Origin of the sequence: Hymenobacter sp. 5317J-9 (assembly GCF_022921075.1) — a bacterium.
Lineage (GTDB): Bacteria > Bacteroidota > Bacteroidia > Cytophagales > Hymenobacteraceae > Hymenobacter.
Map to the genome: position 1 here is coordinate 1,453,670 of NZ_CP095050.1, position 25,866 is coordinate 1,479,535.

General features: G+C 63.2%; 25 protein-coding genes and 1 tRNA gene. 20 read left to right on the plus strand and 6 right to left on the minus strand.

Annotated elements, in window-relative coordinates:
- Nucleotides 1-167: 167 nt before the first annotated feature.
- The gene (locus MUN81_RS06005) at nt 168-437 is read left to right on the plus strand and encodes a DUF202 domain-containing protein (RefSeq protein ID WP_245115896.1); all 270 of its coding nucleotides are present in this window, start codon (nt 168-170) and stop codon (nt 435-437) included.
- Nucleotides 438-613: 176 nt separating this feature from the next.
- Here MUN81_RS06005 and MUN81_RS06010 read toward each other — a convergent pair.
- Both MUN81_RS06010 and MUN81_RS06015 read right to left on the minus strand, forming a co-directional pair.
- Nucleotides 614-687, minus strand: a tRNA-Arg gene (locus MUN81_RS06010).
- Nucleotides 688-795: 108 nt separating this feature from the next.
- The gene (locus tag MUN81_RS06015) at nt 796-1,518 is read right to left on the minus strand and encodes a VTT domain-containing protein (protein WP_245115898.1); all 723 of its coding nucleotides are present in this window, start codon (nt 1,516-1,518) and stop codon (nt 796-798) included.
- Between the two features lie 209 nt (nt 1,519-1,727).
- Between MUN81_RS06015 and MUN81_RS06020 the strand changes: the two genes are divergently transcribed.
- The 11 genes from MUN81_RS06020 to MUN81_RS06070 all read left to right on the plus strand — a co-directional run bounded on the left by MUN81_RS06020 (nt 1,728) and on the right by MUN81_RS06070 (nt 14,286).
- The gene (locus MUN81_RS06020; protein WP_245115900.1) at nt 1,728-2,867 is read left to right on the plus strand and encodes a cystathionine gamma-synthase; all 1,140 of its coding nucleotides are present in this window, start codon (nt 1,728-1,730) and stop codon (nt 2,865-2,867) included.
- 192 nt (nt 2,868-3,059) lie between these two features.
- Nucleotides 3,060-4,010, plus strand: a complete 951-nt coding sequence (locus MUN81_RS06025; protein ID WP_245115902.1) for an alpha/beta hydrolase — start codon at nt 3,060-3,062, stop codon at nt 4,008-4,010.
- A gap of 38 nt (nt 4,011-4,048) precedes the next feature.
- Nucleotides 4,049-4,645: a hypothetical protein gene (locus tag MUN81_RS06030; RefSeq protein WP_245115904.1), complete on the plus strand. Its 597-nt coding sequence runs from the start codon at nt 4,049-4,051 to the stop codon at nt 4,643-4,645.
- Nucleotides 4,632-5,780: a histidine kinase gene (locus MUN81_RS06035; RefSeq protein WP_245115905.1), complete on the plus strand. Its 1,149-nt coding sequence runs from the start codon at nt 4,632-4,634 to the stop codon at nt 5,778-5,780. The genes MUN81_RS06030 and MUN81_RS06035 overlap by 14 nt, the downstream gene beginning before the upstream one ends.
- Nucleotides 5,780-6,523 (plus strand): LytTR family DNA-binding domain-containing protein, encoded by a 744-nt coding sequence (locus MUN81_RS06040; RefSeq protein ID WP_245115907.1) that lies wholly within the window; start codon nt 5,780-5,782, stop codon nt 6,521-6,523. The genes MUN81_RS06035 and MUN81_RS06040 overlap by 1 nt, the downstream gene beginning before the upstream one ends.
- Before the next feature lie 135 nt (nt 6,524-6,658).
- Nucleotides 6,659-7,489 carry a metallophosphoesterase gene (locus MUN81_RS06045; protein WP_245115909.1) on the plus strand — a complete coding sequence of 277 codons (831 nt, stop codon included), beginning with the start codon at nt 6,659-6,661 and terminating at the stop codon, nt 7,487-7,489.
- Between the two features lie 4 nt (nt 7,490-7,493).
- Nucleotides 7,494-8,120 carry a hypothetical protein gene (locus MUN81_RS06050; RefSeq protein WP_245115911.1) on the plus strand — a complete coding sequence of 209 codons (627 nt, stop codon included), beginning with the start codon at nt 7,494-7,496 and terminating at the stop codon, nt 8,118-8,120.
- Nucleotides 8,121-8,247: 127 nt separating this feature from the next.
- The gene (locus MUN81_RS06055) at nt 8,248-8,973 is read left to right on the plus strand and encodes an SGNH/GDSL hydrolase family protein (RefSeq protein WP_245115913.1); all 726 of its coding nucleotides are present in this window, start codon (nt 8,248-8,250) and stop codon (nt 8,971-8,973) included.
- A gap of 121 nt (nt 8,974-9,094) precedes the next feature.
- The gene (locus MUN81_RS06060; RefSeq protein ID WP_245115914.1) at nt 9,095-9,823 is read left to right on the plus strand and encodes a hypothetical protein; all 729 of its coding nucleotides are present in this window, start codon (nt 9,095-9,097) and stop codon (nt 9,821-9,823) included.
- A 43-nt stretch (nt 9,824-9,866) separates the two neighbouring features.
- A complete protein-coding gene (locus MUN81_RS06065) occupies nt 9,867-10,877 on the plus strand; it encodes an MBL fold metallo-hydrolase (protein WP_245115916.1) in 1,011 nt (336 codons plus the stop codon).
- A gap of 637 nt (nt 10,878-11,514) precedes the next feature.
- On the plus strand, nt 11,515-14,286 hold the full coding sequence (locus tag MUN81_RS06070; RefSeq protein ID WP_245115918.1) for a TonB-dependent receptor: 2,772 nt from the start codon (nt 11,515-11,517) through the stop codon (nt 14,284-14,286).
- A 77-nt stretch (nt 14,287-14,363) separates the two neighbouring features.
- On the opposite strand, the gene MUN81_RS06075 is transcribed toward MUN81_RS06070, so the two are convergent.
- Together MUN81_RS06075 and MUN81_RS06080 are read right to left on the minus strand one after the other, a co-directional pair.
- The gene (locus MUN81_RS06075) at nt 14,364-15,725 is read right to left on the minus strand and encodes a hypothetical protein (protein ID WP_245115920.1); all 1,362 of its coding nucleotides are present in this window, start codon (nt 15,723-15,725) and stop codon (nt 14,364-14,366) included.
- A gap of 188 nt (nt 15,726-15,913) precedes the next feature.
- Nucleotides 15,914-16,936 (minus strand): OmpA family protein, encoded by a 1,023-nt coding sequence (locus MUN81_RS06080; RefSeq protein WP_245115922.1) that lies wholly within the window; start codon nt 16,934-16,936, stop codon nt 15,914-15,916.
- 350 nt (nt 16,937-17,286) lie between these two features.
- On the opposite strand from MUN81_RS06080, the gene accD reads away from it, so the two are divergent.
- The 6 genes from accD (at nt 17,287) to MUN81_RS06110 (ending at nt 22,454) form a co-directional block, all read left to right on the plus strand.
- The gene (accD, locus tag MUN81_RS06085) at nt 17,287-18,195 is read left to right on the plus strand and encodes an acetyl-CoA carboxylase, carboxyltransferase subunit beta (RefSeq protein WP_245115924.1); all 909 of its coding nucleotides are present in this window, start codon (nt 17,287-17,289) and stop codon (nt 18,193-18,195) included.
- 108 nt (nt 18,196-18,303) lie between these two features.
- A complete protein-coding gene (locus tag MUN81_RS06090; RefSeq protein ID WP_245115926.1) occupies nt 18,304-19,050 on the plus strand; it encodes an OmpA family protein in 747 nt (248 codons plus the stop codon).
- A gap of 171 nt (nt 19,051-19,221) precedes the next feature.
- Entirely contained in the window at nt 19,222-19,500 is a 279-nt protein-coding gene (locus tag MUN81_RS06095) for a YMGG-like glycine zipper-containing protein (protein WP_245115928.1), read from the plus strand.
- Between the two features lie 215 nt (nt 19,501-19,715).
- A complete protein-coding gene (locus MUN81_RS06100; RefSeq protein ID WP_245115930.1) occupies nt 19,716-20,432 on the plus strand; it encodes an OmpA family protein in 717 nt (238 codons plus the stop codon).
- Between the two features lie 135 nt (nt 20,433-20,567).
- Nucleotides 20,568-21,341 carry an endonuclease III gene (locus tag MUN81_RS06105; RefSeq protein ID WP_245115932.1) on the plus strand — a complete coding sequence of 258 codons (774 nt, stop codon included), beginning with the start codon at nt 20,568-20,570 and terminating at the stop codon, nt 21,339-21,341.
- A gap of 129 nt (nt 21,342-21,470) precedes the next feature.
- Complete coding sequence (locus MUN81_RS06110) at nt 21,471-22,454, plus strand: radical SAM protein (protein WP_245115934.1); 984 nt, start codon at nt 21,471-21,473, stop codon at nt 22,452-22,454.
- On the opposite strand, the gene MUN81_RS06115 is transcribed toward MUN81_RS06110, so the two are convergent.
- Nucleotides 22,451-22,930 carry a hypothetical protein gene (locus tag MUN81_RS06115; protein ID WP_245115936.1) on the minus strand — a complete coding sequence of 160 codons (480 nt, stop codon included), beginning with the start codon at nt 22,928-22,930 and terminating at the stop codon, nt 22,451-22,453. The two genes, MUN81_RS06110 and MUN81_RS06115, sit on opposite strands and share 4 nt — an antisense overlap.
- A gap of 73 nt (nt 22,931-23,003) precedes the next feature.
- Here MUN81_RS06115 and MUN81_RS06120 point away from each other — a divergent pair, with 73 nt between their 5' ends.
- Both MUN81_RS06120 and MUN81_RS06125 read left to right on the plus strand, forming a co-directional pair.
- Nucleotides 23,004-23,516 carry a gamma carbonic anhydrase family protein gene (locus tag MUN81_RS06120; RefSeq protein WP_245115938.1) on the plus strand — a complete coding sequence of 171 codons (513 nt, stop codon included), beginning with the start codon at nt 23,004-23,006 and terminating at the stop codon, nt 23,514-23,516.
- Nucleotides 23,517-23,703: 187 nt separating this feature from the next.
- Complete coding sequence (locus MUN81_RS06125) at nt 23,704-24,402, plus strand: TM2 domain-containing protein (protein ID WP_245115940.1); 699 nt, start codon at nt 23,704-23,706, stop codon at nt 24,400-24,402.
- Nucleotides 24,403-24,438: 36 nt separating this feature from the next.
- Here MUN81_RS06125 and MUN81_RS06130 read toward each other — a convergent pair whose 3' ends face one another.
- Complete coding sequence (locus MUN81_RS06130) at nt 24,439-25,773, minus strand: hemolysin family protein (RefSeq protein WP_280638274.1); 1,335 nt, start codon at nt 25,771-25,773, stop codon at nt 24,439-24,441.
- Between the last annotated feature and the right edge of the window lie 93 nt (nt 25,774-25,866).

The following is a 25,866-nucleotide window of genomic DNA, read 5'->3' on the forward strand; positions in this document are numbered from 1 at the left end:
CAAGTCGCCGACGATTGCCGGTCCCGTGCAGGACTCGAAGCCGACGATAAGCGCCCGGGCTCGCAATGGGCTCACAGCCCGCCCGACAAAGCAGCCTCCTGCATCACCCCAACTTTACCCGAAAGCAAAACCAACGTAAGCCAGTTGGTACCCTTGCGTAGTTATCGATGCCTGACCCACTTTCTCTCACCGACCGCCTTGCCCTCCAACGTACCCGCTTGGCCAACGAGCGGACTTTTCTTACCTACGTGCGCACCAGCCTGGCCATGGTAGGCTTTGGGCTGGTGCTCATTCAGTTACATCCGGTGCGTACAGGCGTGCTGGGCTACGGAGCCGTCATGGCGGCCGCGGTGGTGATGCTCGTTGGGTACATCCGTTTCCGGCAGCGGCGCCGCGAAATTGCCGCTGCTGCTGAGGAGCCAGCGGGAACCGCTTGATGGGCCTTACGAGAGTATTTGCCTTTGATATTCCGTCAAAAAGTAAGGCAACGCTTTGAGACAAAGAAGCGCAGAAGCCAAGGCGCTGGCAGCTTGCAAAGCTGGCGGCGATAAAAAAACTCCCTGCACCCCACGTATGCAAAAAGGCCCTCACATTGCTGTGAGGGCCTTTTCTGTGGTCGCATAAGGAGTCGAACCTTAAACCTTCTGATTCGTAGTCAGATGCTCTATCCAATTGAGCTATGCAACCCTGTTCCCGTGTTGGGAGTGCAAAGGTAAGACGAGAAAAAGTGGCCGTACAAGCCCAGTGCGTATTTTTCTGCAAATAAATTTCAAAAAAAACGCAAGCGGCTCACAATCAGGGAGCCGTTGGGGTGTTCGCGGCGCTTTTGTTCAGGGCGCGCTTCAGGGCCTGGTTGAAGAGGTAGTAGAGGCCGAAGAACGAGGCGGCCACCAGCGCTAGCAGCAGGAGCTTGCCGGTGGTGCCGGTGCCGGGGTCTTTGAGCAGCGCAAACACGTCCTGCGCCTTGGTGCCGAGCCAGTAGAAGAACAGGCTGCGCGGCAGCATGCCCGCCACCGACGCAAACAGGAATGGCCCGCGCCGCACCCGCATGATGGCGAGCACAAACGTCATGAGGGCAAACGGCGTGACGGGCGAGATGCGCGTGAGAAAAATCAGCTGCCAACTGTCGGTTTTCAATTCCTTCATCACGGCGTCGACCTTGGGAAAGTGGCCGAGGAAGGCCAGCATCTTGCCGTGGTCGAGGGTGGCGGCAATCTGGTAGCCCACCAGCGCGGCCAGCGCGTAGGCCACCACCATGCCCGGAAAGCCGCTCCAGCCCAGGTAGAAGCCCGTGATGAGCACCACGGCCGTGGTGTTGACCAGCGAAAACGCCATGGCCACCCCCACGATGAGGAAATAGAGCAGGCTCTGGCCGGTGGTGAGGTTTTCGAGCAGCTGCTGGTTGCGGTAGAGCACGAAGCTGAGCGACGAGCTGCCTACCAGCGGCACGGCCACCAGCAACAGCATCGACAGCAGCGTGGAAAAGTTTTTACGAAGAAGCTCGCGCAGAAATTTCATGGGCAGCGAAGGTAGCGGGGATGCCCGTCATGTGCTGCTTACGCGCTGCGGGGGCCAATGGCTGGGTGGCTCGCCAGCCAGCGCACGGGCACGGGGGCGGAGCGCGCCGGTTCGGCATTGCCTTGGCTGGCTTCCGTAACTTGCCGGCCCAACGCGCCGACGCTTGCCGCGCGCCGGGCCCATTTTCATAAAATCCCACCTTCTCCCGCATGAAATTCGCCACCAAAACCATTCACGCCGGCGTGCACCCGGACCCCCACACCGGGGCCATCATGACGCCCATTTACCAGACTTCGACCTACGTGCAGACCTCGCCCGGCCAGAACCAGGGCTTCGAGTACTCGCGCACCCACAACCCCACCCGCTCGCAGCTGCAGGACGCCGTGGCCGCCCTCGACAACGGCAAGCACGGCATCGCTTTCGCCTCGGGCATGGCCGCCATCGACTGCCTGATGAAGCTGCTCAAGCCCGGCGACGAGGTGATTTCGACCAACGACCTCTACGGCGGCTCCTACCGCCTGTTCACGAAAGTGTACGAGCCCTTCGGCATCAAATTCCACTTCGTGCCCATGCACGACATGGCAGCCGTGCGCGCCGTTGCCAGCGAGAAAACCAAGCTCATTTGGGTGGAAACGCCCACCAATCCGCTCCTGAACGTCATCGACATTGCGGCGGCTTCGGCGGTGGCCAAGGAATGCGGCGCGCTGCTGGCCGTGGACAATACTTTCAGCACGCCCTACCTGCAAACGCCCATGGACCTGGGGGCCGACATTGTGATGTACTCGCTCACGAAGTACATGGCCGGCCACTCCGACACGGTGATGGGCGCCTTGGTGGTGAACGACGACGAACTGCACCAGCGCCTGAGCTTCTACCAAAATGCCTGCGGCGGCACGCCCGGCCCTCAGGACTGCTTCCTGGTGCTGCGCGGGCTGAAAACGCTGCACATCCGCATGCAGCGGCACTGCGAGAACGGCCGCGCCGTGGCCGAGTACCTGCGCCAGCACCCCAAAGTGGAGAAAGTGTACTGGCCCGGTTTTGAGAACCACCCCAACCACGCCGTGGCGGCCAAGCAGATGCGCGATTTCGGCGGCATGATTTCCTTCGTGCTGAAGGGCGACCGGCAGGAGGATGCCATTGCCGTGCTCGAGAAGTTCAAGTACTTCACCCTGGCCGAAAGCCTGGGCGGTGTGGAAAGCCTGAGCGGCCACCCCGCCACCATGACGCACGCCAGCATTCCGGCCGAGCAGCGCCGCAAGTCGGGCCTGAGCGACTCGCTCATTCGCCTGAGCGTGGGCATTGAGGATGCCGAGGACCTGATTGAGGACCTGGCCCAAGCCATCGGCTAGCCCGATACCACAACTTTGCAATCAGGGCCCTGGAGGAAATCTCCGGGGCTTTTGCGTTGCTAAGGCTTCCGGTTCGGCGGGGTTTTCGCCCGTTCGCGGGGCAGAATCCCCGTTGGCGGAAATTGACTTTCGGTGGGGGAGGGGCGGGGGTAGGTTTGAGCCATCAATCACACCTCAATCCACGCTTTCGCCATGAAATTCGCTACTCTCCGCCGCTCTTTTGCCGCTCTGCTGCTGGGCGCTGCCTTTGCCCAGCCGGCTTTTGCCCACCCCTCCGCTACCAGCCGGCCGGCGGCTGTGGTGGCCGATAATCCCGCCGCGCATCCCGCCTTCACGGTGCGCGTGGTGGGCAAGGGGCGGCCCGTGCTGCTGATTCCGGGCCTGACCTGCCCTGGCGCGGTGTGGGACGAAACGGTGGCCCGCTACCAAAGCCGCTACCAGTGCCACGTGCTCAGCCTGGCCGGTTTCGGCGGCGCGGCGCCGATGGCCGGAGCCCCCACGGCCGATTTCTTGCCGGCCGTGCGTGACCAGTTGCTGGCCTACATCAAAACCCAGAAGCTGGACCGGCCCGCCGTCATCGGGCATAGCCTGGGCGGCTTTATGGGCCTGTGGCTGAGCACCACCCAGCCCGAGGCAGTGGGCCCGCTCGTGATTGTTGATTCGCTGCCCTTTCTGGCCGCCGTGCAAAACCCGGCCCTGACCGCCGAAGCCGCCCGCCCCATGGCCGCCGGCATGCGCCAGCAGATGAGCGCCGGCAAGTTGCCCCTGGCCCAGCAGCGCCAGATGGTGGCCAGCATGGTGACCGATACCGCCCGCCAGCGCTTGGTGGCGGCCTGGGGCCAGGCCTCGGCGCCGGCCAGCGTGGGCCAGGCCATGTACGAGCTCTACACCACCGACCTGCGCGCCGACCTGGGCGCCGTGCGCCAGCCCGCGCTGGTGCTCGGCAGTTGGGCGGCCTACGAGCCCTACGGCTCCACCATGGCCTCGACGCGGGCCATCTTCGCGGCGCAATACGCCAAGCTGCCGCAGCACCGCATCGAGATGTCGCGGGCCGGCCGGCACTTTTTGATGTATGACGACACGGCTTGGTTTTTCGAGCAAACCGATGCCTTTTTGCAGGCTAATTATGCGGCCCGCAAGTAGCTTAATGCGCTTTTCTCTCCTTTTTTCTGCTGTTGTTCATGCTCGCCGCCGTTAGTCCCGCCCTTGTTCTGAACCAGCTCCGGCTGGAGGTGTCCGTGAAAGCTAAGAATGGCCTCGACTTCATTGTGGCCGCCACGCTGGTGTGGGCCGCCATTGCCGGGGTGTGGCTGCTGCCCAATTCGACTAGCCGCAGCGGCTTCATCACCTTCTTTGTGGGGGCGCTCACCCTGCCGCTGGCCCGCCTGCTCTCGAAGCCGCTGCGCACCACCTGGACGCTGCCGCACAACCCCCTGCAGCCGCTGGGTCTGTGGCTGAACTTCGCCCAGCTCTTCTACTTTCCGCTGCTGATGTTTATGTTCGGCCGCTACCCGCAGCACTTTCTCATGGCTTACGGCATCATCACGGGCGCCCATTTCTTTCCCTATGCCTGGTTTTACCGGGCGCCGGCTTTCGCCGTGATGGCCGGGGTAATCAGCGCGGGCTGCCTGCTGCTGGGGCTGCGCCTGGCGCCGGGCCAGCTCTACCTCATTCCTGCCTTCGTGGCTGTGTGCCTGGTGGTGCTGGCGGGGCTACTGGTCCGCTCTTACCGCCAGAACCAGCGCATCTATCAGCCCCTGGCTTATGCTCAATCCTAGCTTTTCTTCTTCGCGGCCGGGCCGCCGGTACTGGCGCGCGCAGGTGCTGGGTTGGGGCGCCTACGCGGTGTTCAATCTGGTGTTGTTTAAAGCGTTTGCGGGCAAAGCGGCCGGCTCGTGGGCTTGGGTAATGAGCGTGGTGATTGCCGCCGCGCTGCTGGGGGCGTCGCACTTGCTGCGCTACGCGGTGCAGCGCTGGAACTGGTTGGGCCGGCCGCCGCTGGCGCTGCTGGGCCGGCTGTTGCTGGCCAACGCGGCCCTGGCGGTAGGCAGCGAGGTGGTGATTGGCCTATTGGCCTGGCTGCTGCTGCCGCGGCAGTCGGGCGGGCAAAATACACAAGGCTGGCTGCCTTATCTGGGCTATGCTTTGAACATGAACATCATGCTCTTGCTGTGGTCGGCGGCGTACGTGGGCTGGCACTACCTGCAGCGCTCGCAGCGGGCCGAGGTGGAGAAGTGGCGCCTGGCGGCCGCCGTGCGCGAAGCCGAACTGAACACGTTGCGGGCCCAGCTCAACCCGCATTTTCTGTTCAATGGCCTCAACAACATCCGCGGGCTGGTGAGCGAGGACCCCGCCCGTGCCCGCGAGGCCCTGGCCCACCTGGCCGAGCTGCTGCGCTACGTGATGCAGCACAGCGCCACGCCGCTGCTGCCGCTGGGCCAGGAAATGGAAATCGTGGCCGACTACCTGGCCCTCGAAGCCCTGCAGCTGGAAGACCGGCTGCAGTATTCGCTCGATGTGGACCCCGCCGCCCGGGCCGTGCCGCTGCCGCCCCTCACGGTGCAGCTGCTGGTCGAAAACGCCATCAAGCACGGCGTGGCGGTGCGGCCGGCGGGCGGGTTTGTGGCCCTCAGGGCCCAGCTCGACGCCGCGGGCTGGCTTTGCCTCACGGTGCGCAGTCCCGGGCGGTTCAGCCCGGAGGCGGCGGCCGGCAGCAGCGGCCTGGGCCTGCGCGGCCTGCGCGAGCGGCTGACCCAGGCGGTGGGTGCGGCCGCGGAATTTGAATTGGCCAACGACCCCGCCACGCCCGATACCGTGCGCGCTACCCTGCGGCTGCCCGACCTGCGCCCCCAGGCGCCGGCCCCGGCGTCTTCCGCTTTCCCTTCTTCCGTTTTCACCTCCCTTGCTTCCTGATGAAAGTGCTGCTTGTTGATGATTCGCGTTTGGCCCGCGCCGAGCTGCGCCGCCTGCTGGAGGCCTTTCCCGACGTGGAAGTGGCCGGCGAGGCCCGCAACGCCGACGAAGCCCGCGGCCAGCTTGCCGCCCAGCGCATCGATTTGCTGCTGCTCGACATTCACATGCCCGGCGAAACCGGTTTTGAACTGCTGGCAACGCTGGAAGCGGCCCCGCCCGTGGTGTTTACGACGGCTTACGACGCCCACGCCCTGCGTGCCTTCGAGGTGAATGCGCTCGATTACCTGCTCAAGCCCGTGCAGGAAGCCCGCCTGGCCGCCGCCCTTGATAAGGTGCGTGCCCAGCAGACGACCGAATTGCCCAAACATGCCGTGGAGGCCGCGCCTATTTCTGCGCCCGTGGCCCCGCTCACGGCCCAGGACCAGGTGTTTGTGAAGGACGGGGAGCGGTGCTGGTTTGTGCGGCTGGGCGAGGTGCGGCTGTTTGAAATCAACGGCAGCTACACCCAGATTTACTTCGACCAGCACCGTCCGCTCATTCCGCGCACGCTCTCCCAGCTCGAGGCCCGCCTCGACCCCAAGCTGTTTTTCCGGGCCAACCGCCAGCAGATTATCAACCTGCATTTTGTGGAAGGCGTGGAGCCCTGGTTCAGCCACAGCCTGCGCCTGACGCTGCGCGGCGGCGAAGTGGTGGAAGTGTCGCGCCAGCAGTCGGTGAGGTTTCGCGAACTGCTGAGCTTGTAGTCAAAAAGAGCTTGGGCGGGGCGTCTGCTGCGAATTAAGGATTAAAAGGAGGTTAAAGCTCAACGAAGCGGCCCCAAAGCCGTTTCAAGCCTTATTTATCTCCTTGTGGGCCGGCCCGGTGCCGGCATTTTGCCCATGTCTTGTTATACCCTCACGCGCGGCCTGCGCCGCGTGGCACCCGCGCTGGCCCTGCTGGGCCTCGCGGGCTGCGACCTCATCGAATTCAGCCCCAACGACCACCGCGTCCCCGAAGAGTTTACCAACCTCACCGAGAAGAACCTGGCCAAACTGGCGGCCCGGCCCCTGGCGGCGGGCGACACCCTGCGTTTCGTGTTCACCGGCGACTCGCAGCAGTTCTACGATGAGGCCGAAGCCCTGGTGGCCAGCGTGAACCAGCAGCCCGGCATATCCTTCTTGGTGGTGGCCGGCGACATTTCCGACTTTGGCCTGGCCCGCGAGATGCGGTGGGTGGACGAGAAGCTGCGCCGCCTCACGGTGCCCTACGTCACCGTTATCGGCAACCACGACTTGGTGGGCAACGGCCGGCCCACTTACCAGCACATTTTTGGGGCCTTCAACTACTCGTTCGTGTACGGCAACACCAAGTTCATCATGGTGGACACCAACGGCCGCGAATACAACTTCGACGGCACCGCGCCCGACATGGCCTGGCTGCGGCCGCAGCTCGCCAGCTTCGACGGCGCACGGCGCAAGGTGGTCATCTCGCACGTGCCGCCCACCAACGACGACTTCGACCCCGCCCTGCGCATGCCCTACGTGCAGGCCCTGCGCGAAACCCCGGGCCTGGTGTTCGAAATGAACGGCCACAACCACTCCTACAGCATCACGCAGCCCTACAACGACGGCGTGACCTACGTCAACTCCGACGCTTTTTCGGAGCGCCACTACATGGTCGTTACCGTGTGGGGCGACAAGCAGTTTCGCATCAAACGCGTGAAGTTTTAAGAGTATGAAGACGCTATTGTTTGCCCTGCTGCTCACCGGCCTGCGCGCTGCCGCCGCCACCCCGCCCGATACCACTGCCACCGATAAGCCCGCGCCCCGCACCGAGCGCCCCTGGTACCGCCCCCAGCACCTGGCCCTGCAAACCGGCGGTGGCCTGGGCATGGTGGCCGCCGGCGCCGGCTACGAGTTCGCCAAAGACCGCCTCGAAACCGATATCCTCATCGGCTACGTGCCCAAGTACTACGCGGGCTCCACGCTCAGCCTGGCTTCGCTCAAGTTCATGTATTCGCCGTTTCGGCTGCCGGTGGGCGAGAAGCTCCAGGTGGTGCCCCTCACGGTGGGCGCTTATTTCAGCTACACCCACGGCACCATCAACGACGAGCTGAAGGGCCAGTATTCGAGCGACTACTACTGGTTCTCGACCGATACCCGCTATGGCCCGCTGCTGGGCAGCCGCGTCACGTTTCTGGCGCCGCCCATTCTGGCCACGGGGCAGCCGCGTAAAATATCGGCTTACTACGAGCTGGGCAGCAACGACCTGTACTTGGCCAGCTACCTCAACAACCGCAACGGCGGCCTCGGCATTGGCCAACTGCTGACGCTGGCTCTAGGCCTGAAAGTCGATTTCTAATCCCCAACTCCTCCCTGGCACCAAAGCCCCTGCGGCCGGCAATGAAAATCCGGCTGGCAGGGGCTTTTCGCAATCTGCGGGGGCACCATTGGCGTAGGTGCGGCGGTTGTGGCCTGAAATCGTACGCATGAATCGACTGTTTTCCCTCGTGCTGGCCCTGCTGCTGGCGGGCGGCCTGGGCTGCGCCAAGCCGCAGGTAGCTCCGGCCAATGCATCCGGCGGCGGTCCCGCTGCCGCCACGGGGCTCAGCTACCTCGCGCTGGGCGACTCCTACACCATCGGCGAAGGCGCAGCGGCCGCCGACCGCTGGCCCACGCAGCTGGCGGGCCTGCTCACGGCCCAGGGCCTGGCCGTGGCCACCCCCGACTACATTGCCCGCACCGGCTGGACCACGGCCGAGTTGCAGGCCGCCATTGCCGATGCCAAGCCGGCCTCTTCCTATGAGCTGGTGTCGCTGCTGATTGGGGTGAACAACCAGTACCGGGGCCAGTCGCTGACGCAGTACCGCGCCGAGTTTCGGGCGTTGCTGCAGCAGGCCATTGGGTTTGCGGGCGGCCGGTCGAGCCGCGTGGTGGTGCTCTCCATTCCGGATTGGGGACAGTCGCCCTTCGGCCAGCGGCAGGGGCGCGACCCGGTTGCCATCGGGCTCGAAATCGACCAGTTTAACGCCGCAGCGCAGGATGAATGCCGCCAAGCCCACGTGGCCTGCGTCAACATCACGGACCTGACCCGGGCCGCGGCCGGTACCAGCCGGCAGTTCACCAGCGACGGCCTCCATTATTCGGGCCTGCAGATGCGGCTCTGGGCCGAGCGCACGCTGCCCGTGGCGCAGGCGCTGCTAGCTGTGAAATAGCAGGCTGCTGGTGAAAGCGTTAAAGCTAAAAAATAAGGCTGTGCAACGGGAGGGGCGGGGTGCCGGTCATGGGTAAGCAGGCTGCCGGTTTGGCAACGCTGCTCCAGCCTTTCCTTCCCAAATGAGAAACGCCTTCCTCCTGTTGCCGCTCTTGGCGCTGCCTCTGTCGGCCGCCGCCCAGCACACCGAAATCAGTGGCCGGGCCGGACTTGGGCTGTTCCGGTTTGGCGGCCCCAGCGCCGAAGGCACCTCGTTCGTCAACTTCGCCAACAACTTTGGGCAGCCCAACGGCTACACCAACAACCCCTACAGCAGCCGGCTGGGTGCGGGCCTGGCGTTGGGGGCGCGGGTGCAGCACGTGGGCCAGCGCCAGGGCCTGGTGGCTTTCGATTTGGGGTACGAGTGGCTGCGCAGCCGCACCAGCATCACGCAACTCTATTACTCGCAGCCACTCACCAGCTCTTTTTCAGGCGCCTACCGCGCCGATGGCAGCACCGAACTATTAGCTCAACGTGTGACGGCCTTTGTGGGGCTGGGCCACCGTTTCGACGCAGGGGCGCTGGTGATAGATGCACTGGCCGGGCCGGAGGGCGCCTACGTGTTTGGTTTCCGGGAGAAAGGCAGCGGCACCTACAACGGCAACCTGAGCTGGGCCGTCGACCAGCCCAACCGCGCCGCCAGCCGCTATGATGCCGGCCTGCGGGCCGACGCCACCGTGTGGTACCACCGCCTGGGCTTCAATGCCAGCTACTCGCACGGCCTGTTGAACTACCAGAGCGGCCTGCTGGGCGCCAGCCCTGAAGTCTATTCGCGCACCTTGCGCCTGGGGCTGGCATTCAAGCTGCGCTAGGCCGCGACAAAATATGTGCTCGAGTCGTGCGTCTGCAGGCACCATGAGTCTTCAAACTGCCTCCGCGCCGCGCCTGCAGGCCGCCTACAACGGTAAAACCTACGAAAATGTCCTGCCCACCACCGTCAGTCCGCCCTCGGGCTACGGCGCGCTGCTGAAGCGCTGGCTGTTTGAGAAAGCCGAACGAGAGCCCAAGGCCCCGCTCGGTCCTTTCCGGGCCGATGCCGTGGCGCTGGCCACGCCCGTGCCGCCCGCCGCGCTGCGGGCCACCTGGCTGGGCCACAGCACCATGCTGCTCGAAATCGACGGCCGCCGCATCCTCACCGACCCGGTGTGGAGCGAGCGGGTGTCGCCCTCGCAACTCGTGGGGCCGAAGCGGTTCTTCGCGCCGCCGCTGCCGCTCGACAAGCTGCCCAGGCTGGACGCCGTGCTGCTCTCGCACGACCATTACGACCACCTCGACGCGGCTGCTATCCGGACGCTGGGCCGCACCGGCGTGCCATTCTTCTGCCCCTTGGGCGTGGGGGCGCACCTGCGCCGCTGGGGCGTGCCGGCCGCCAACATCACCGAACTGAACTGGTGGGAAACCGCCGCGCTGGCGCCCGACTTCACGCTGGTGGCCACGCCGGCCCGCCACTTTTCGGGCCGCGGCCTCACCCGCAACGACACGCTCTGGGCCTCGTGGTGCCTGCTGGGGCCCACGCACAAGGTATTTTTCGGCGGCGACTCGGGCCCCTTCGAGGAAGGCTTCCGGCAGATAGGGGAGGCCTACGGCCCGTTTGATTTGACCATGCTCGAAATCGGCGCTTCCGACCCCGAGTGGGCCGACATTCACCTCGGGCCCGATAATGCCCTGGCGGCCCACCGGCTGCTAGGCGGCGGGCCGCTGCTGCCGCTGCACTGGGGCACGTTCAACCTGGCGTTTCATGCCTGGCGGCAGCCCGTGCAGCGCCTGCTTGAGGCGGCCGATGCCGGCGTCCCCTTGCTGCTGCCCGCCCCCGGCCAGCGGGTGGATGTGGCCGCCGGTCCGCTGAACTCGGGCTGGTGGGAGTAGTCTGTTTTCCAATCCGTCTGTCATCCTGAGCGGAGCGAAGGACCTTCTCACGCCAGGGTTTTCTTAGGTGAGAAGGTCCTTCGCTCCGCTCAGGATGACAAGCGTTTTTTACGTAAAAAAGCGCGGCCTTAAACATTTGGCCGGCTGCCGGCTTATAGCCACTCGATTCCGTCCGCCGTCCGGCCCCGGCATCTGACTTTATCTTTGCCCCGTGATACAGATACTCGCAGCCGCTGCTCCGCTTTCGGGGCGCCGGCTGGCCCCCAACCGTCTTTTCTTCAGCCCGACCAGCTTGTCGACGCCCGCGGGCGTGGCCGCGGTGGGTTGCTGTTGCTGTTGTTGGTAGGATAGGGCAGTAGCCGGCGCCCGGAGCGGTGCCCGGCTGACTGCCAGACCAGAAAAAAGCGGGAACAAGTTCCGACCCGGCCGCTACGGTAGCTACGGGCCGAATAGTAACCCGTTTGGGTATTTCTGGTATATATGAATTGTTGGTTTTGATGGGTGCTGCTTATACCGGCCCGGCTGCCTCGCGTGCAGTTCGGCCGGCTGGGCGCGCGGCTTTTCTTTTTCCTGGGTTTGTCCGGCTCAACAATGGCCTGCAGGGCCGCCGGAAACCCGTTTTACTTCCCCCTTACTTATGACACACCCTACAACTACCCGAATCGGGCTGGTAGCGCTGCTGCTGTGGCTGACCACGGCCGCCGCCTGGGCCCAGAACCTCACCGTGACCGGCCGCGTGCTCGACCCCGCCGGCCAAAGCCAGCCCGGCGTGACCGTGCTGGAGCAAGGCACCAGCAACGGCACCAGCACCGACGGCGACGGCCGCTTCACGCTCGCCAACGTGCCCGGCACGGCCACGCTGGTATTCTCCGCCGTGGGCTCGCTTACCCAAACCGTGCCGCTGAATGGCCGCACCACCCTCGAAATCCGCCTCGCCGCCAACCAGACCGAGCTGAACGAAGTGGTGGTGACGGGCTCGCGCGCCACCGAGGGCCGCTCCAACATCCTCACCACCGCGCCGGTGGACGTGATTTCGGCCCGCGAAATCAAGTCCTACGCCCACACCGACGTGACGCAGATTCTCACCTACATCGCGCCCTCGTTCCAGAGCACGCGCCAAACCGTGACCGACGGCACCGACTTTGTGGACCCCGCCACCCTGCGCGGCCTCGGCCCCGACCAGGTACTGGTGCTGGTGAACGGCAAGCGCCGCCACACCTCGGCCCTGGTCAACATCAACGGCACGCCCGGCCGCGGCTCGGTGGGCACGGACATGAACGTGATTCCGCCGGCCGCCATCAAGCGGATTGAGGTGCTGCGCGACGGCGCGGCCGCCCAATACGGCTCCGACGCCATTGCCGGCGTCATCAACATTCAACTGAAAGACGACACCACCGGCGTGAGCGTGAGCAGCACGGCCGGCCAAACCAGCAAAAGCGACGGCCAACTGTTTCAAGCCGACGCCAACCTGGGCTTTGGCCTGGGCCGCCGTGGTTTTGTGAACGTGAGCGGGCAGTTCTCGAACCGCAGCTACGTGGACCGTAGCGGCCTCGATACGGCCCCGCTCATTTACCTGGGCACCACCGGCGGCAACTACCCCGCCGGCCTCACCGACGCGCAGAAACTCGACCTGAAAGCCCGCGATAATGCCCTGGTGGCTCAGAACGGCTTCAACCGCCGCGACATCCGGGTGGGCAGCGCCGACACCCGCGCCTACGGCAGCTTCGTGAACGCGGCCTACACGCTGGCTCCCAGCATTGGCCTAGAGGCTTACTTTGCGGGCGGCCTCACGCGCCGCACGGGCTCGTCGGGTGCCCTCTACCGCCTGCCCACGCAGGTGACGCAAACCGACGCCAGCATCTACCCCAACGGCTTCCTGCCCTTCATCAACAGCACCGTGAACGACGGCTCGGCCATCGTGGGCCTGCGCGGTCAGGTGCTGGGCTTCGCCGCTGATTTGAGCAATACTTACGGCCGCAATGCCCTCGACTACGACATCACCAACACGCTGAATGCCTCACTGCCGGTGGGCACCAGCCCTACCCGGTTCTACGCCGGCCAGCTGGCTTTCCAGCAGAACACCACCAACCTGGGCTTCTCGCGCAAATTCACCGAAGTAGGGCCGCTGGCCACGCTGAACGTGGCTTTCGGCGGCGAGTTCCGGGTCGATAATTTCCAGATTAACGCCGGCGAATCGGGCTCTTATATCCTCGGCACGCGCCAGGTGAACGGCACGCCGGCCGCCGCGGGCTCGCAGGGCTTTGCCGGCTACCGGCCCTCTGATGCGCTCAACCAGAGCCGTAATAACGTGTCGGGCTACATCGACTTGGAAAGCGACCTGACCGATAAGCTGCTGGTGGACGTGGCCGGCCGGGCCGAGCGCTACTCTGACTTTGGCTCGAACGTGAGCGGCAAAGTGGCTGCGCGCTACAGCATTCTGAACGGACTGGCCCTGCGTGGCGCCATCAGCAATGGCTTCCGGGCTCCTTCGCTGCAGCAGCGCTATTTCACCAATTCCAGCACCCAGTTCACCAGCGGCGAGCTGCGCGAAGTGCTGACCACCAACAACGACGACCCCATCACCAAAGCCTTCGGCATTGGCTCGCTGAAGCAGGAAAAGTCGACCAACTACAGCGTGGGCCTAACGGCACGCATCCTGAAAACCATCACGCTGACCGTGGATGCCTACCAGATTGATATCCGCGACCGGATTGTGCTGTCGTCGCAGTTCAGCCGCAATAACACCGTGGTGGCCGGCATTCTCACCGCCAACCAGCGCCCCGGCCAAAACCCGGTGCAGGGCGTGCAGTTTTTTGCCAATGCCGTGAATACGCGCACCCAGGGCATCGACATTGTGGCCAACGAGCGCCTGACCCTGGGCCCCGACAGCCGCCTGACCCTGACGGCCGCCGCTAACTTCAACGAGACGGTGGTGCGCAGCTTCAACAGTTCAAGCTTCATCGACAACAACGCCAGCCTGCAAAACACGCTGTTTGACCGCGCCCAGCGCGCCCGCCTCGAAAACGGCCAGCCCCGCAGCAAAATCAACCTGAGCGCTGACTACGGCTACAAAATCTTCGGCGTGAACCTGCGCACGGTGCGCTTCGGCGAGGTGCAAACCAAGGATGCCGACCCCACCCGCTCGTTCATCGACCAGACCTTCTCGGCCAAATGGGTGACCGACCTGACCATCAGCGCCCAAATCATCAAAAACATCGGCCTGAGCGTGGGCGTGAACAACCTGTTCAACGTGTACCCCGACCGTCTCTACCAAGACCCCAACAACAACGAACAGAGCTTGGCCTACTCGACGCTGGATGCCACCAACCGCGGCCGCTTCCTATATAATTCCAACCAGTTCGGCTTCAACGGCGCTTTCTACTTCGGCCGCGTGAATTTCACCCTGTAATTACCCTTTTCTTGTGAGACAAAAAGGCCATTCAGCACGCTGAATGGCCTTTCATGATGAACCACGTAGGGGCGTTGCTAATTGCCACTGAATTGCAGCCGGGCCACCTGCGTGCCCGCCAAATTGCGCGCGAAATAGAGGCCGGCGGGCAGCGGTGTAGCGGGCCGCCACTCCACGCGGCCATCGGGCGTCGACTCAACCCGGGCCACTAGGCGGCCCAGCGCGTCGGTAATGGCCACGGCCTGCACGCCTTGTCCCGTGAATTGAAATTGCACAGCTTCGTTAAATGGCGCCGGGAAAGGCAGTTGCGCCAGGGCCTGCCGCGTGCGAGTTGCCAGCGTTGGGTTGCTCACCAGAAATGTTAGCGTGAGCACACTGTGACCCAACAAGGGGCAAGCATTGTCGAGGGCCGTTACCGTGAGGCCATAGCGGCCGGACGGCAGCGTGGCGGGCACTTGCCAGGTCAATTGGCCCTGGCCGTTGGCGAGTGGCTGAAACGAGGCCCCGGGCACCAGGCCAACCACTTCGCTGCTGAGCGTGGGCGTTTGTCCGGCATCGGCGTCGGTGGCAGTTAGGACGAGGGAGGCTGTCTGCCCGGCCGTTACGCGGATTTCCTGCCCCAGCAGCTGGCCGGTGGGAATGCCCACTGGAGCCACGCGGGTGAAGACGGGCACTTGGTTGGTGCCAGCCGAAACGTAATAATCCATCTCCCGCATCACGCTGCCGATTTTCTGCCAGGTTCCGTTCACGCGTCGGTACTCCTTTACCCGTGCCGTCAGCGCGTAGATGCCCAATTGCCCGGCGGCGCCGGGCACGGTCAGCAGCTCACCGGTGGCGGCGTTCAGCTGGAAGTGAGGCGCCAGAGTACCTCCGGTTGCGGTTGCGCAGGGCATCGACGGGCTGCTGCCGGGCATCAGAGGCTGTACCGCCTCATACACCAGCGAGTCGCCTTCGCTGTCAAAAGCACTGATGCTGTACTGCTGCGGCTGGGCGCCGACGAGGTGCACCGGGCGCGAAGCGGTGAAGCGGGGTGAAGAATCAATCAGGCCCGTGGAATTATCAAGCTCCGCACTTACGTAAAGTCCCACTACGCTCGACTGCGGCACGTTGGCCATTGCGGCCACGCGGGCCGTGATGCTGATGCCCAGCAGCCATTGTGCCGGGGGCAGCGTTACCAGCCCTTGCAGAGTTGTGATGATGGTCGACTCGCCGGTGCTGGTGCACGACGTTAGGACGGTTTGGCTCGCAACACGGGGCAGGGAGGTCGTGCTGATAAGTTGCGCACAACCGTTTTGGGTGCAGGTGAGGGCTATGCTCGTGGGCGGCCCCGCCGTGGCGCCGGTCATGCTCCCGTCGCTAAAAACCCGCGCCGTCACGCGGTACAGGTTTGGCGCAGCGCTGGTACCCGCGTACTCGTAGGTGAGGTCGGCGCCTAGCACATGGGTGGCGCGTGCGTTGAACGCGTTTCCCCAGCAGCAAAAAAGAAGGAGCAATACCCGAAAAATTGAAATGCGGACCATTGTTGCGAAAGAGCTGAATACCAAGCTTTGTTTCGCTGGCTTGCCCCATCGCCAAAGCTATTTAATGTTCTTCGGTCACGAATGCGGAATCTGCAAAATGCAGGTGGTTACTTTCCGGCCGGGGCCGCCGGCGTGCTCGAATTGCTGCCCAGAATCTGAAACAGTTCGTCGAGCTTCGGCGTGAGGATGATTTCGGTGCGGCGGTTCATGGCCTTGTTCTGGGGCGTGTCGTTGGGCGCCACGGGCACGTACTGGCTACGGCCCGAAGCCGTGACCCGCTCCGGTGCCACGCCGGCCGTGGTGAGCAGGCGCGCGATTTCGGTGGCGCGCAGGGCGCTCAGGTCCCAGTTGTCGGTCAGGCCGGCGGTGCCGCGCAGAATGGGCACGTTGTCGGTGTGGCCTTCCACCACCACGTTCACGTCTTTTTGCTCCTGCAGCACGGTGGCCAGCTTTTTCAGGGCTTCCTGGCCCTTGGGGTCCACTTTGGTCGAGCCCGATTTGAACAGCAGCTGCTCGGAGAGCGACACGTACACTTTGCCGTCTTTCAGCTTCACCTGCAGGTCGCTGCCGCTGAAGCTGAGCAGGGCCTTGCTTACGCGGGCTTTCAGGTCGTCCACGGCCTTGTCTTTGTCGGCCAGGGCTTTGGTGAGTTCCGTCAGGCGGGTTTCGCGGGCCTGGAGGTCGGCGGCGAGGCGGTCGTTGTTGGCTTTGGCTTTTTGCAGGGTGGTTTCCAACTCGCCCAGCTCGGCTTCGCGGCGAGCCAGGTCTCTAGCCACTTTGTTGTAGTCAGATGACTTATTAGCCAGCTCCCGGTCGCTGTTTTTGAGTAGCTTGTCGTAGCTGTTGTTCAGCTCGTTGTAGAGGGTGCGGGTTTTGCGGTAGGCGGCGCCGGTTTCGGCCGAGTCGTTCACGAGGCGCTTTTGGGTGAGGCGCAGCTGGGCCAGTTCGTCGGAGGCTTTTTGCAGCTCGGCGGTGGTGGTGCGCAACTGGCGCTCGGCGGCCTCTTTGCCTTGGGCATCGGCCCGCTGGCGGGCACTGAGGTCGTCGTATTTCTTGGCCGTCACGCAGCTGTTGAGGGCCGGGGCGGCGAGTAGCAGTAGGCCCAGCAGGGCAGGGGAGAAGGTTTTCACGAGCAGCTAAAGGTCAAATACCGGGCCGTTGGCGGCCGGACTGCCCGGCCGCGTTGGCCTGGCAAGGTAGTGCGTAACGGGTGGCCCGGCGGCAAAAGCTGCCCGTGTTGCTGCTGCGCTCCGGCCATTTTGCCCGGCCAGCCGCGCCAGCCATGTCCTGACGCGCGCACAGACCAAAACCCAGCGCCTGCGTAAACAACCGCCGGCTACGGCCGGCAGTGTGGCAGAGCGCAGCCGGTTTGACTTATCTTTGACGCCCTGTTTCATCCGTTGCCGCCGGCCCGAAGCCTGCGGCTCTTCCCAAGAAATATCAGCTACTAGCCACCCGCTAACAGCTAAAAGCGAACAATATGGCCTGGTTTAAGCGCGTAGAGAAGGGCATCGTTACCCCCACCGAGCAGAAAAAAGAAACCCCCGACGGCCTCTGGCACAAATGCCAGGAATGCAAAACCGTGGTGACCATGGCCGAGCACAAGCGCCTGCTGTACGTGTGCGGCAACTGCAACTACCACGACCGCATCGACGCCGCCGACTACTTCGAGTTCCTCTTCGACCACGGCCAGTTCACGGAGCTTGATGCCAACCTAACGTCCGGCGACCCCCTGCACTTCGTCGACACCAAGGAGTACCCCAAGCGTGTAGCCGCCACCGAGCGCAACACCGGCCTGAAAGACGCCGTGCGCTCGGCCCACGGCCTGAGTGCCGGCCAGCCGCTGGTGGTGGCGGCCATGGATTTCAAGTTCATTGGCGGCTCGATGGGCTCGGTGGTGGGCGAGAAAATTGCCCGCGCCATCGACTTCGCCCGCCAGAACCGGATGCCGTTTCTGATGATTTCGCGCTCCGGCGGTGCCCGCATGATGGAGGCCGGCTACTCGCTGATGCAAATGGCCAAAACCTCGGCCAAGCTGGCCCTGCTGGCCGAAGCGGGCATTCCCTACGTGAGCCTGCTCACCGACCCCACCACGGGCGGCGTCACGGCCTCGTTTGCCATGCTGGGCGATTTTAATATTGCCGAGCCGGGTGCCCTCATCGGCTTTGCCGGCCCGCGCGTCATCAAGGAAACCATCGGCAAAGACCTGCCCAAGGGCTTTCAGAGCGCCGAATTTGTGCTGGAGCACGGCTTCCTCGATTTCATCGTGGACCGCCGCGAGCTAAAGCAGCGCCTGGCCGACCTGCTGGGCATGCTGCGGCCGGCCCCGGCCGCGGCCGTGCCAGAGCAGCGAGAAGCCCGACGCACCGCGCCAAAAGCCCACCAGTAGGCCCCAGAGCACGTTTTTTACTTTCGGCACACTTCTTGAAAAGCCTGTTCCTGTCACCGGAACGGGCTTTTCCCGTATACGGCCAAATACTCACCAACTTTTTCCCTAATGAACACCTCCAAATCTCTCCTTTCGGTCCTGATGGCCTTCGTGCTGCTGTTTAGCTCCTGCGCCACCTCGCAGCAAGCCAGCACCCAGCCCGACCTGTCGACCAACAACGGCACCGGCGCCCGCAAAACGGGCATGAGCAAAACCACCAAAGGCGGCCTCATTGGCGCCGGTGGCGGTGCTGCCGCAGGAGCCATCCTGGGCCGCGTAATTGGCGGCGGGGCCAAGGGCACGGCCATTGGCGCCATTATCGGCGCCGCTGCCGGCGGTACCGCCGGCGCATTGATTGGCCGCAAGATGGACAAGCAAGCCGCCGACCTGCAGAAGGACATGCAGAACGCCAAAGTGGAGCGCGTGGGCGAAGGCATCAAAATCACCTTCGACTCGGGCATTCTCTTCGACACCAACTCGGCGTACCTGCGCCCGGCTTCGGAAGCCGACATCACCAAGATGGCTGCCGTGCTGCAGAAGTACCCCGACACCAACGTGCTGATTGAGGGCCACACCGACAACACCGGCACCGACGCCATCAACCAGCCGCTGAGCGAGCGCCGCGCCCAGGCCGTGGCCAGCTCCACCATCAACAAAGGCGTATCGTCGAGCCGCATCACGGCTACCGGCTACGGCTCGACCCAGCCCGTGGCCGACAACAGCACCGCCGAAGGCCGCCAGGCCAATCGCCGCGTGGAAATCGCCATCTACGCCAACGAGAAGATGAAGAAAGCCGCCGAAAACGGCACGCTTTAAGCTCGTCTTTGCGGCGGCTCAATCTGCCAACTGTCAATAGAGAAGGCTGCCCTGCGGGGCAGCCTTTTTTTGTGTCGTCGTTCTAAAAAAAAGCTGGCTTGGGGCACAACCTCCGCCAAAGTGGGCGCGTTAAAAGCGTGTTGTTTTTTCAACCTTCAATTCATTTTTGTCATGAAGACGTTCAAGATATATTTCCTGATGGTGTTTGCTTTTCTGCTGCTGGCCGGCTCGGCCGCGCAGGCCCAAACGCCCAAAAAAGGCTGGAGCAATAAAGCCAAAGGCGCGGCCATTGGCGGCGGCGCTGGTGCCGTGACCGGTGCGGTTCTGGGTGGTACAAAGGGCGCCATCATCGGCGGTGCCGCCGGCGTGGTGGGCGGTGGCCTCATTGGCCGCAACAAGGACAAGAAGAAGGACCCGGCCCGCTACGAGGCCTACCGCAAGAAAAAATAGGGAAACCCCATTTCCCGGGCTTTGCCAAAAAGGACCCGGCCGTTGCGGCCGGGTCCTTTTTTTATGCTTCAGCGAAGCATTAAACTCATTCAACTAGCCAATGGCCGGGTTCGGCTCATGAGTTTGGCAAGGTGGTTGCAAATGGCGTACTTGCTGGCTCAATACCCTGGAAACGGCCTTCTGCCGGCATCTTTTATCCAAACCCTTTTTTAAACATGAAATTTCTTCGTTCATCCCTCACGTTTCTGCTGGCCCTGCTGCTGTTGGTAAACAACTTTGCGCAGGCCCAAACCTCCACCGTTTCGACGGCTAAGCCGAAAGGCATGAGCAAAACCCTGAAGGGCGGCCTCATTGGCGGCCTGGGTGGCGCCGTGGCCGGTGGTGTGGCCGGTCGTCTTATTGGCGGCAAGTCGGGTACGGCCAAAGGCGCCATCATTGGCGCCGTGGTGGGCGGCACCGCCGGGGCCCTCATTGGCCGCAAAATGGACAAAGCCGCCGCTGAGCTGCGCCGCGACCTCGAAGGCGCCACCGTGGAGCGCGTGGGCGAAGGCATCAAAATCACCTTCGCTTCGGGCATCCTGTTCGCCACCAACTCGTCGAACCTGACCCCGGAAGCCGCTGGCAACATCGACCAACTGGCCGCCACCCTCAAGAAGTACGCCGACACCAACGTGGTGATTGAAGGCCACACCGACAGCTCGGGTTCGGACGCCATCAACCAGCCCTTGTCGGAGCGCCGCGCCCAGGCCGTGTCGAACGAGGTGCAGGCCCAGGGTGTTGATGCTGCCCGCATCACGGCCAAAGGCTACGGCTCGACGCAGCCCGTGGGCGACAACAGCACCGCCGCTGGCAAAGCTGCCAACCGCCGCGTGGAAATTGCCATCTTCGCCAACGAAAAAATGCAGAAGGCCGCTAAGAAAGGCCAACTGTAAGACCAAGCCGGCGGTGTAAGAACCGCCGGTATTCAACTAAAAAGGCGACCCAAGCGGGTCGCCTTTTTTTTATGCAGCCTAAGTGGTGCAAGCCCGGCAAGGCAACCTTGTGGCTCGGCCGCGGGTACACCCGAAATGCCTTCTCCCGCCGCTACCTACGCCTCCCCGGCCGCCGAAAAAGCCTGGGCCGACCACCAGATTCTCGACCATTTCTACGGGCACCTGCCGCCCGAGCCGCGCCGCACGCCCATGCGCGAGCTCATCTCGACCGTTCTCTCGCACCGCACCACCCACGCCGACGAGGAACTGGCCTACGACCGCATGCTGGAAGCCTTCGGCGACTGGACTGGCGTGGAGGCCGCCCCCACGCAGGAATTGGCCCACGCCATCCGGACCACGCGCTGGCCCGACACGCAGGCGCCGCGCATTCAGGAAATTCTGCGCCGCATTCGGGCCGAAACCGGCGGGCCATTCGACCTGGACTTCCTGGCCGAGTGGCCGGTGGAAAAGGGAATGGCCTGGCTGACGGATATGCCCGGCATCGGACTGAAAACGGCGTCCTTGCTATTGCTCTTCAACTACCACAAGCCCGTGCTGCCCGTCGACACGCACGTGCACCGGGTAGCGCAGCGGGTGGGCTTTCTAGGGCCGAAGGTATCGGTGGAGAAGGCCCACGCGGTGCTACTGGCCCTACTGCCTGCCGACGGCGAAACGCTGTTCAACTTCCACAAGCACAACTACTGGCACGGGCAGCAGATATGCTTTTTTCTGAAGCCCAACTGCGCGCGCTGCCCGCTGAAAGAATTTTGCAACTACTACCAGGAGCACTACGGCGACGCCACGGCCGAAGCGCTGGCGGCTACGCCCGCGCAGTGGGATGCTGCCGCCTGGGGCAAGCTGCCGCATTAGCACAACTATCTGAACGTCATGCTGAGCGCAGCCGAAGCATCTCTACCGCGCAACGTAATCATTTACTGCTGCGGTAGAGATGCTTCGGCTGCGCTCAGCATGACGTTCAGGCGACCGTACCTTTACGCCATGCGCCTCGTTAAGCACCCGGTCCTTTGCAATTATTACGTCACGTACCGCTGCAATGCGAAGTGCGCGTTTTGCGACATCTGGGAAAAACCTTCGCCCTACATCACGCTGGAAGACGTGACGCAGAACCTGCGCGACCTCAAGCGCCTGGGCGTGTCGGTGATTGACTTCACCGGCGGCGAGCCGCTGCTGCATCGGCAGCTGCCCGAGTTTCTGGGGCTGGCGCGCGAGATGGGTTTCATCACCACCGTGACGACTAACGGCCTGCTTTACCCCAAGAATGCGGAAAAGCTGCGGGGCAAAGTCGATATGCTGCACTTCTCGCTCGACTCGGCCGACCGTGCGACCCACGACCTGGGCCGCGGCGTGGCCTGCTACGATTTTGTGCTCGAAAGCATTCGCGTGGCCAAAGAGCTGGGCGAACGGCCGGACATCCTGTTCACCGTCTTCCGCAAAAACCTGGCGGACCTGGAGGCCGTGTACCGCGACATTACCCAGCCCAACGGCCTGGTGCTAATACTAAACCCTGCCTTCGAATACGGCGACGTGGAAACCGGCGAGCAGCTCACGCCCGCGGAGCTGGATTACCTCTCGGCCTTCGGCAAGCGCAAGGGCGTGTATTTGAACGAGGCCTTCATCCAGCTGCGGCGCGACGGCGGCAACCACGTGGCTGCGCCCGTGTGCCGGGCCGCCAGCACTACGCTGGTCATCTCGCCCAGCAACGAGCTGGTGCTACCCTGCTACCACCTGGGCGAACAGAAATTCCCCATCGATGGGAAGCTGTTCGAGCTCTACAACGCCCCCGAAACCCAGCGCCTGGCCGCGCTGGAAGGCCGCCTGCCCGCCTGCGAGGGCTGCACCATCAACTGCTACATGCAGCCCAGCTTCGCGGTCGAAACCAGCAAGTACTTCTGGAAAGCCCTGCCCAGTACGCTCAAGTACAACTGGGAAAAAGGGACGTGGAAGCGGCTAGTGGGCGCTTAGGCGGCCAGGGGCACACCCAGTTCCTGCAGTACCTGGGCTACTTCGGCGGGGCGCTGGGTGCCCAGCAGTAGGCGGCGGCCGTCGGTGAGTTCCAACTGCAAGCCCTGGTGGCCGGCCATGTTGTAGGCGCGGTTGCGGGAGGTGCCTTTCAGGCCCCAGCCGCCGTATTCGCTCAGCGGGTCGTAGCTGCGCACGTAGGCCCGGGCTACGTTGGGCCACGACTGGGTGCGCCACTGCCACTGCAGCGGAAACAAACGGTAGTGGGCACCCGCCTTATCAATCCGGGTGTCGAGGCGTAGCGTGAGCAGCAGGGCCACGCCGGCCACGCCCACCACCGGCCCGATAAGGCCGGGCCACGTGAGCGGAAACCCACTCTTGGGCGGCACAGTGAGCAACAGCACCGTTATGACTACCACGGGCACAAACAACAGCAGGACCCAGTGGCGAACAAATGATTGGCGTTCCTGAAAAAGCATTGTCGATTACAATTAAGTAAATGACCGATTAAAACCGCCGCATATTTACGGCCGAACCAACTACTGTATCGCCATGCCCGCCCTCGTATTACCAGTTCACGGCATTTTTCCGCAAATTCCGGCCGACTGCTTCGTGGCCGACAACGCCACCATCATCGGCGACGTGGTGCTGGGCGCGAAATGCACCGTCTGGTTCACGTCCGTCATTCGGGGCGACGTGCATCGCATCCGCATCGGCGACGAAACCAACATTCAGGATGGCGCCGTGTTGCATTGCACCTACCAAAAAGCGCCCTTGAGCATCGGCAGCCGCGTCAGCATCGGGCACCGGGCGCTGGTGCACGGCTGCACCGTGGAAGATGACGTGCTCATCGGCATGGGCGCCATCGTGATGGACCACGCCGTGGTGGGCACGGGCTGCATCGTAGCGGCGGGCGCCGTGGTGCTCGAAAATTTCGTCTGCGAGCCCGGCTTTCTCTATGCGGGAGTGCCCGCCAAGAAAATTAAGCCCGTGACGGCAGCACAGCGCGAGGGCTTGCGGCGCACGGCCGCCAACTACCAGACCTATGCCAGCTGGCTGCAGTAAATAGCAGCATTTGCAAAGTCCCTATTCTTATAGGGATTTTTAGGGTAATTAATTTTTAATCAGTTGGGTATATTGAGAAAATCCCACCTATGGTGTTATGCTAAAGTCTGACAATCTCAAATTGTAGTTTGTGAGCACGGCGCACGACCAGAGTACTTAGCGGCTCCTTATCAGCTGTACGCGCATTATGAAGCAGTTCTGCTCATTTCACTTGGTTCGTGTCATTACGCTTCTGGCTTGCTTGGTCTCAGCAGGTTGCCAACGGGCCACCTACTCTTTTCAGACTCCTCCCGCCGCTCCAGCAGCGGTTGAACCCCAGCCGACTTCGCTCGCCGCAACAGTAGAGACGGCGCGGCCTGCTCGCGCCAAGGTCTTGGCTGGAGCTAAGCGGGTGCAATCGCGCCGAAAGGCGGTGGCTGCCCACCGGCAGCTTTCACGCACCCAACGCCGCTTTGCAGTGCCGGAAGCCGCCGGCAGCCGACTGCTGCAGCCAGCGGCTAAACGCCCTCGGTTGTCCCAAGTCAGCCGCTGGGTTGTAGACCAACACAAGGCCGCGGCGCGTGTTGCCGACGATACGACGCCCAAGCGTAGCAAAGGAATTGCGTTTCTTTTGGCGCTGTTCCTCGGCGTTTTTGGGGCGCACCAGTTCTACCTCGGGAATATTGGGCGTGGCTTCATATACTTGGGCCTTACCGCACTAGCTACATTGTTTGTTGGCCTGGGGGCGTTGGGTATTTTATTTGGCAGCACCTCCTACGTCGGCTTTCTCACGGTGGCAATCGTGCTGGCGGTGTTGGTGCAGGCCTGGTTGGTAAGCGACATCGTGCGCATCCTGACCGGAGACTTGGCCCCCAAAAACGGCGAGTACTCCGACAGGTTCTTCTAGCCCACGAAGCCAATTGTACACGGTTAAGGCATCGGCCTACAACTCGTCGTCAAGCTCCCCGCGCGGAGCTTCGCGCTCCTGCGAGGTGGTCACGCGGAGTTGCACCAATTCCACAGCGCGGCGCGAGCGTTGCAGCACGCGGAATTCGTAGGGGTCGAGCACGGCCACGTCGCCCACTTCCGGAATGCTACCGTAGATGACGTTGAGCAGGCCGCCCACGGTTTCGTAGTCTTCGCCCTCGGGCAGCGGGAAGGGGAGGTACTCGTTGGCGTCGGAGATGGGCGTGGCGGGGTTCACGCGATACTCGTCCTCAGCCACTTTCTCCACCACGGGCACCTCGTTGTCGTACTCGTCCTGAATTTCGCCCACCAATTCCTCCATGATGTCTTCGATGGTGACGATGCCCGACACGCCGCCGAACTCGTCGCTCACAATGGCCATCACGATGTGCTTGCGCTGGAACTGGCGCAGCAGGCGGTTGATTTTCTTGGTTTCGGGCACGAAGTAGGGCGCGCGCATGATGCGGGCCAGGTCTATCGGTTCGCCGCGCCGGATGATGGGCAGCAGGTCCTTCACGTTGAGCACGCCCACGATGTTGTCGATGTTGCCTTCGTACACCGGCAGGCGCGAGTAGCCTTCGTTGAAAATGGTGTCGAGAATCTGGTCGGCGGGCGCGTTCACGTCGAGGGCCGACAGCTTGGTGCGGGGCACCATAATCTGCTTCACCATCCGGTCGTTGAACTGAAACACGTTCTCAATCAGCTCGTGCTCCGAATGCTGAATCTCGCCGGTTTCTTTGCCCTGGTCGATGAGAAAGCGCAGCTCTTCGGCCGTGTGAATGTCGTGGCCGTGCGTGGCTTTCACGCCAAAGAGGCCCAGCAACCCGTTCGACAGCTTGTTGAGCAGCCAGATGGCGGGGTAGGTGATGACGTAAAAAAAACGCAGGGGCGCGGCAATGGCCAGCGTGGTAGCCTCCGATTTTTGAATGGCCAACACCTTTGGTGCCTGCTCCCCGATGACGATGTGCAGCACCGTGATGGTGGCAAACGAAGCGAACAGGGCGATGGTGTGCACCGTCTCGGGCGCAATGACCCAGCCAAACTGGTGAATGACGGCCAGCAGCACCTCGGCCACCACGCTTTCGCCAATCCAGCCCAGGCCCAGCGACGCCAGCGTAATACCCAACTGCGTGGCCGAGAGATAGGCTTCCAGATTGTGAAGCATGCTCTGCGAGAGCTTGGCCAGGCGGTTGCCCTCTTGGGCTCGCAAGTCGATTTGGGAAGCCCGTACCTTAACTAAGGCAAACTCGGCGGCCACAAAAAACCCGTTCAGCAAAACCAGAAGAACGGTAAAAAGTATCTTTAAACCCATGGTGGCGGCCCCCGCGACGCGGTCGGTCTGGGGGCCTTTGTCGCTCAAAAGTACGCAGTTTGGCGCAGGTGGTTGGCGCGATGAACTTTTGGC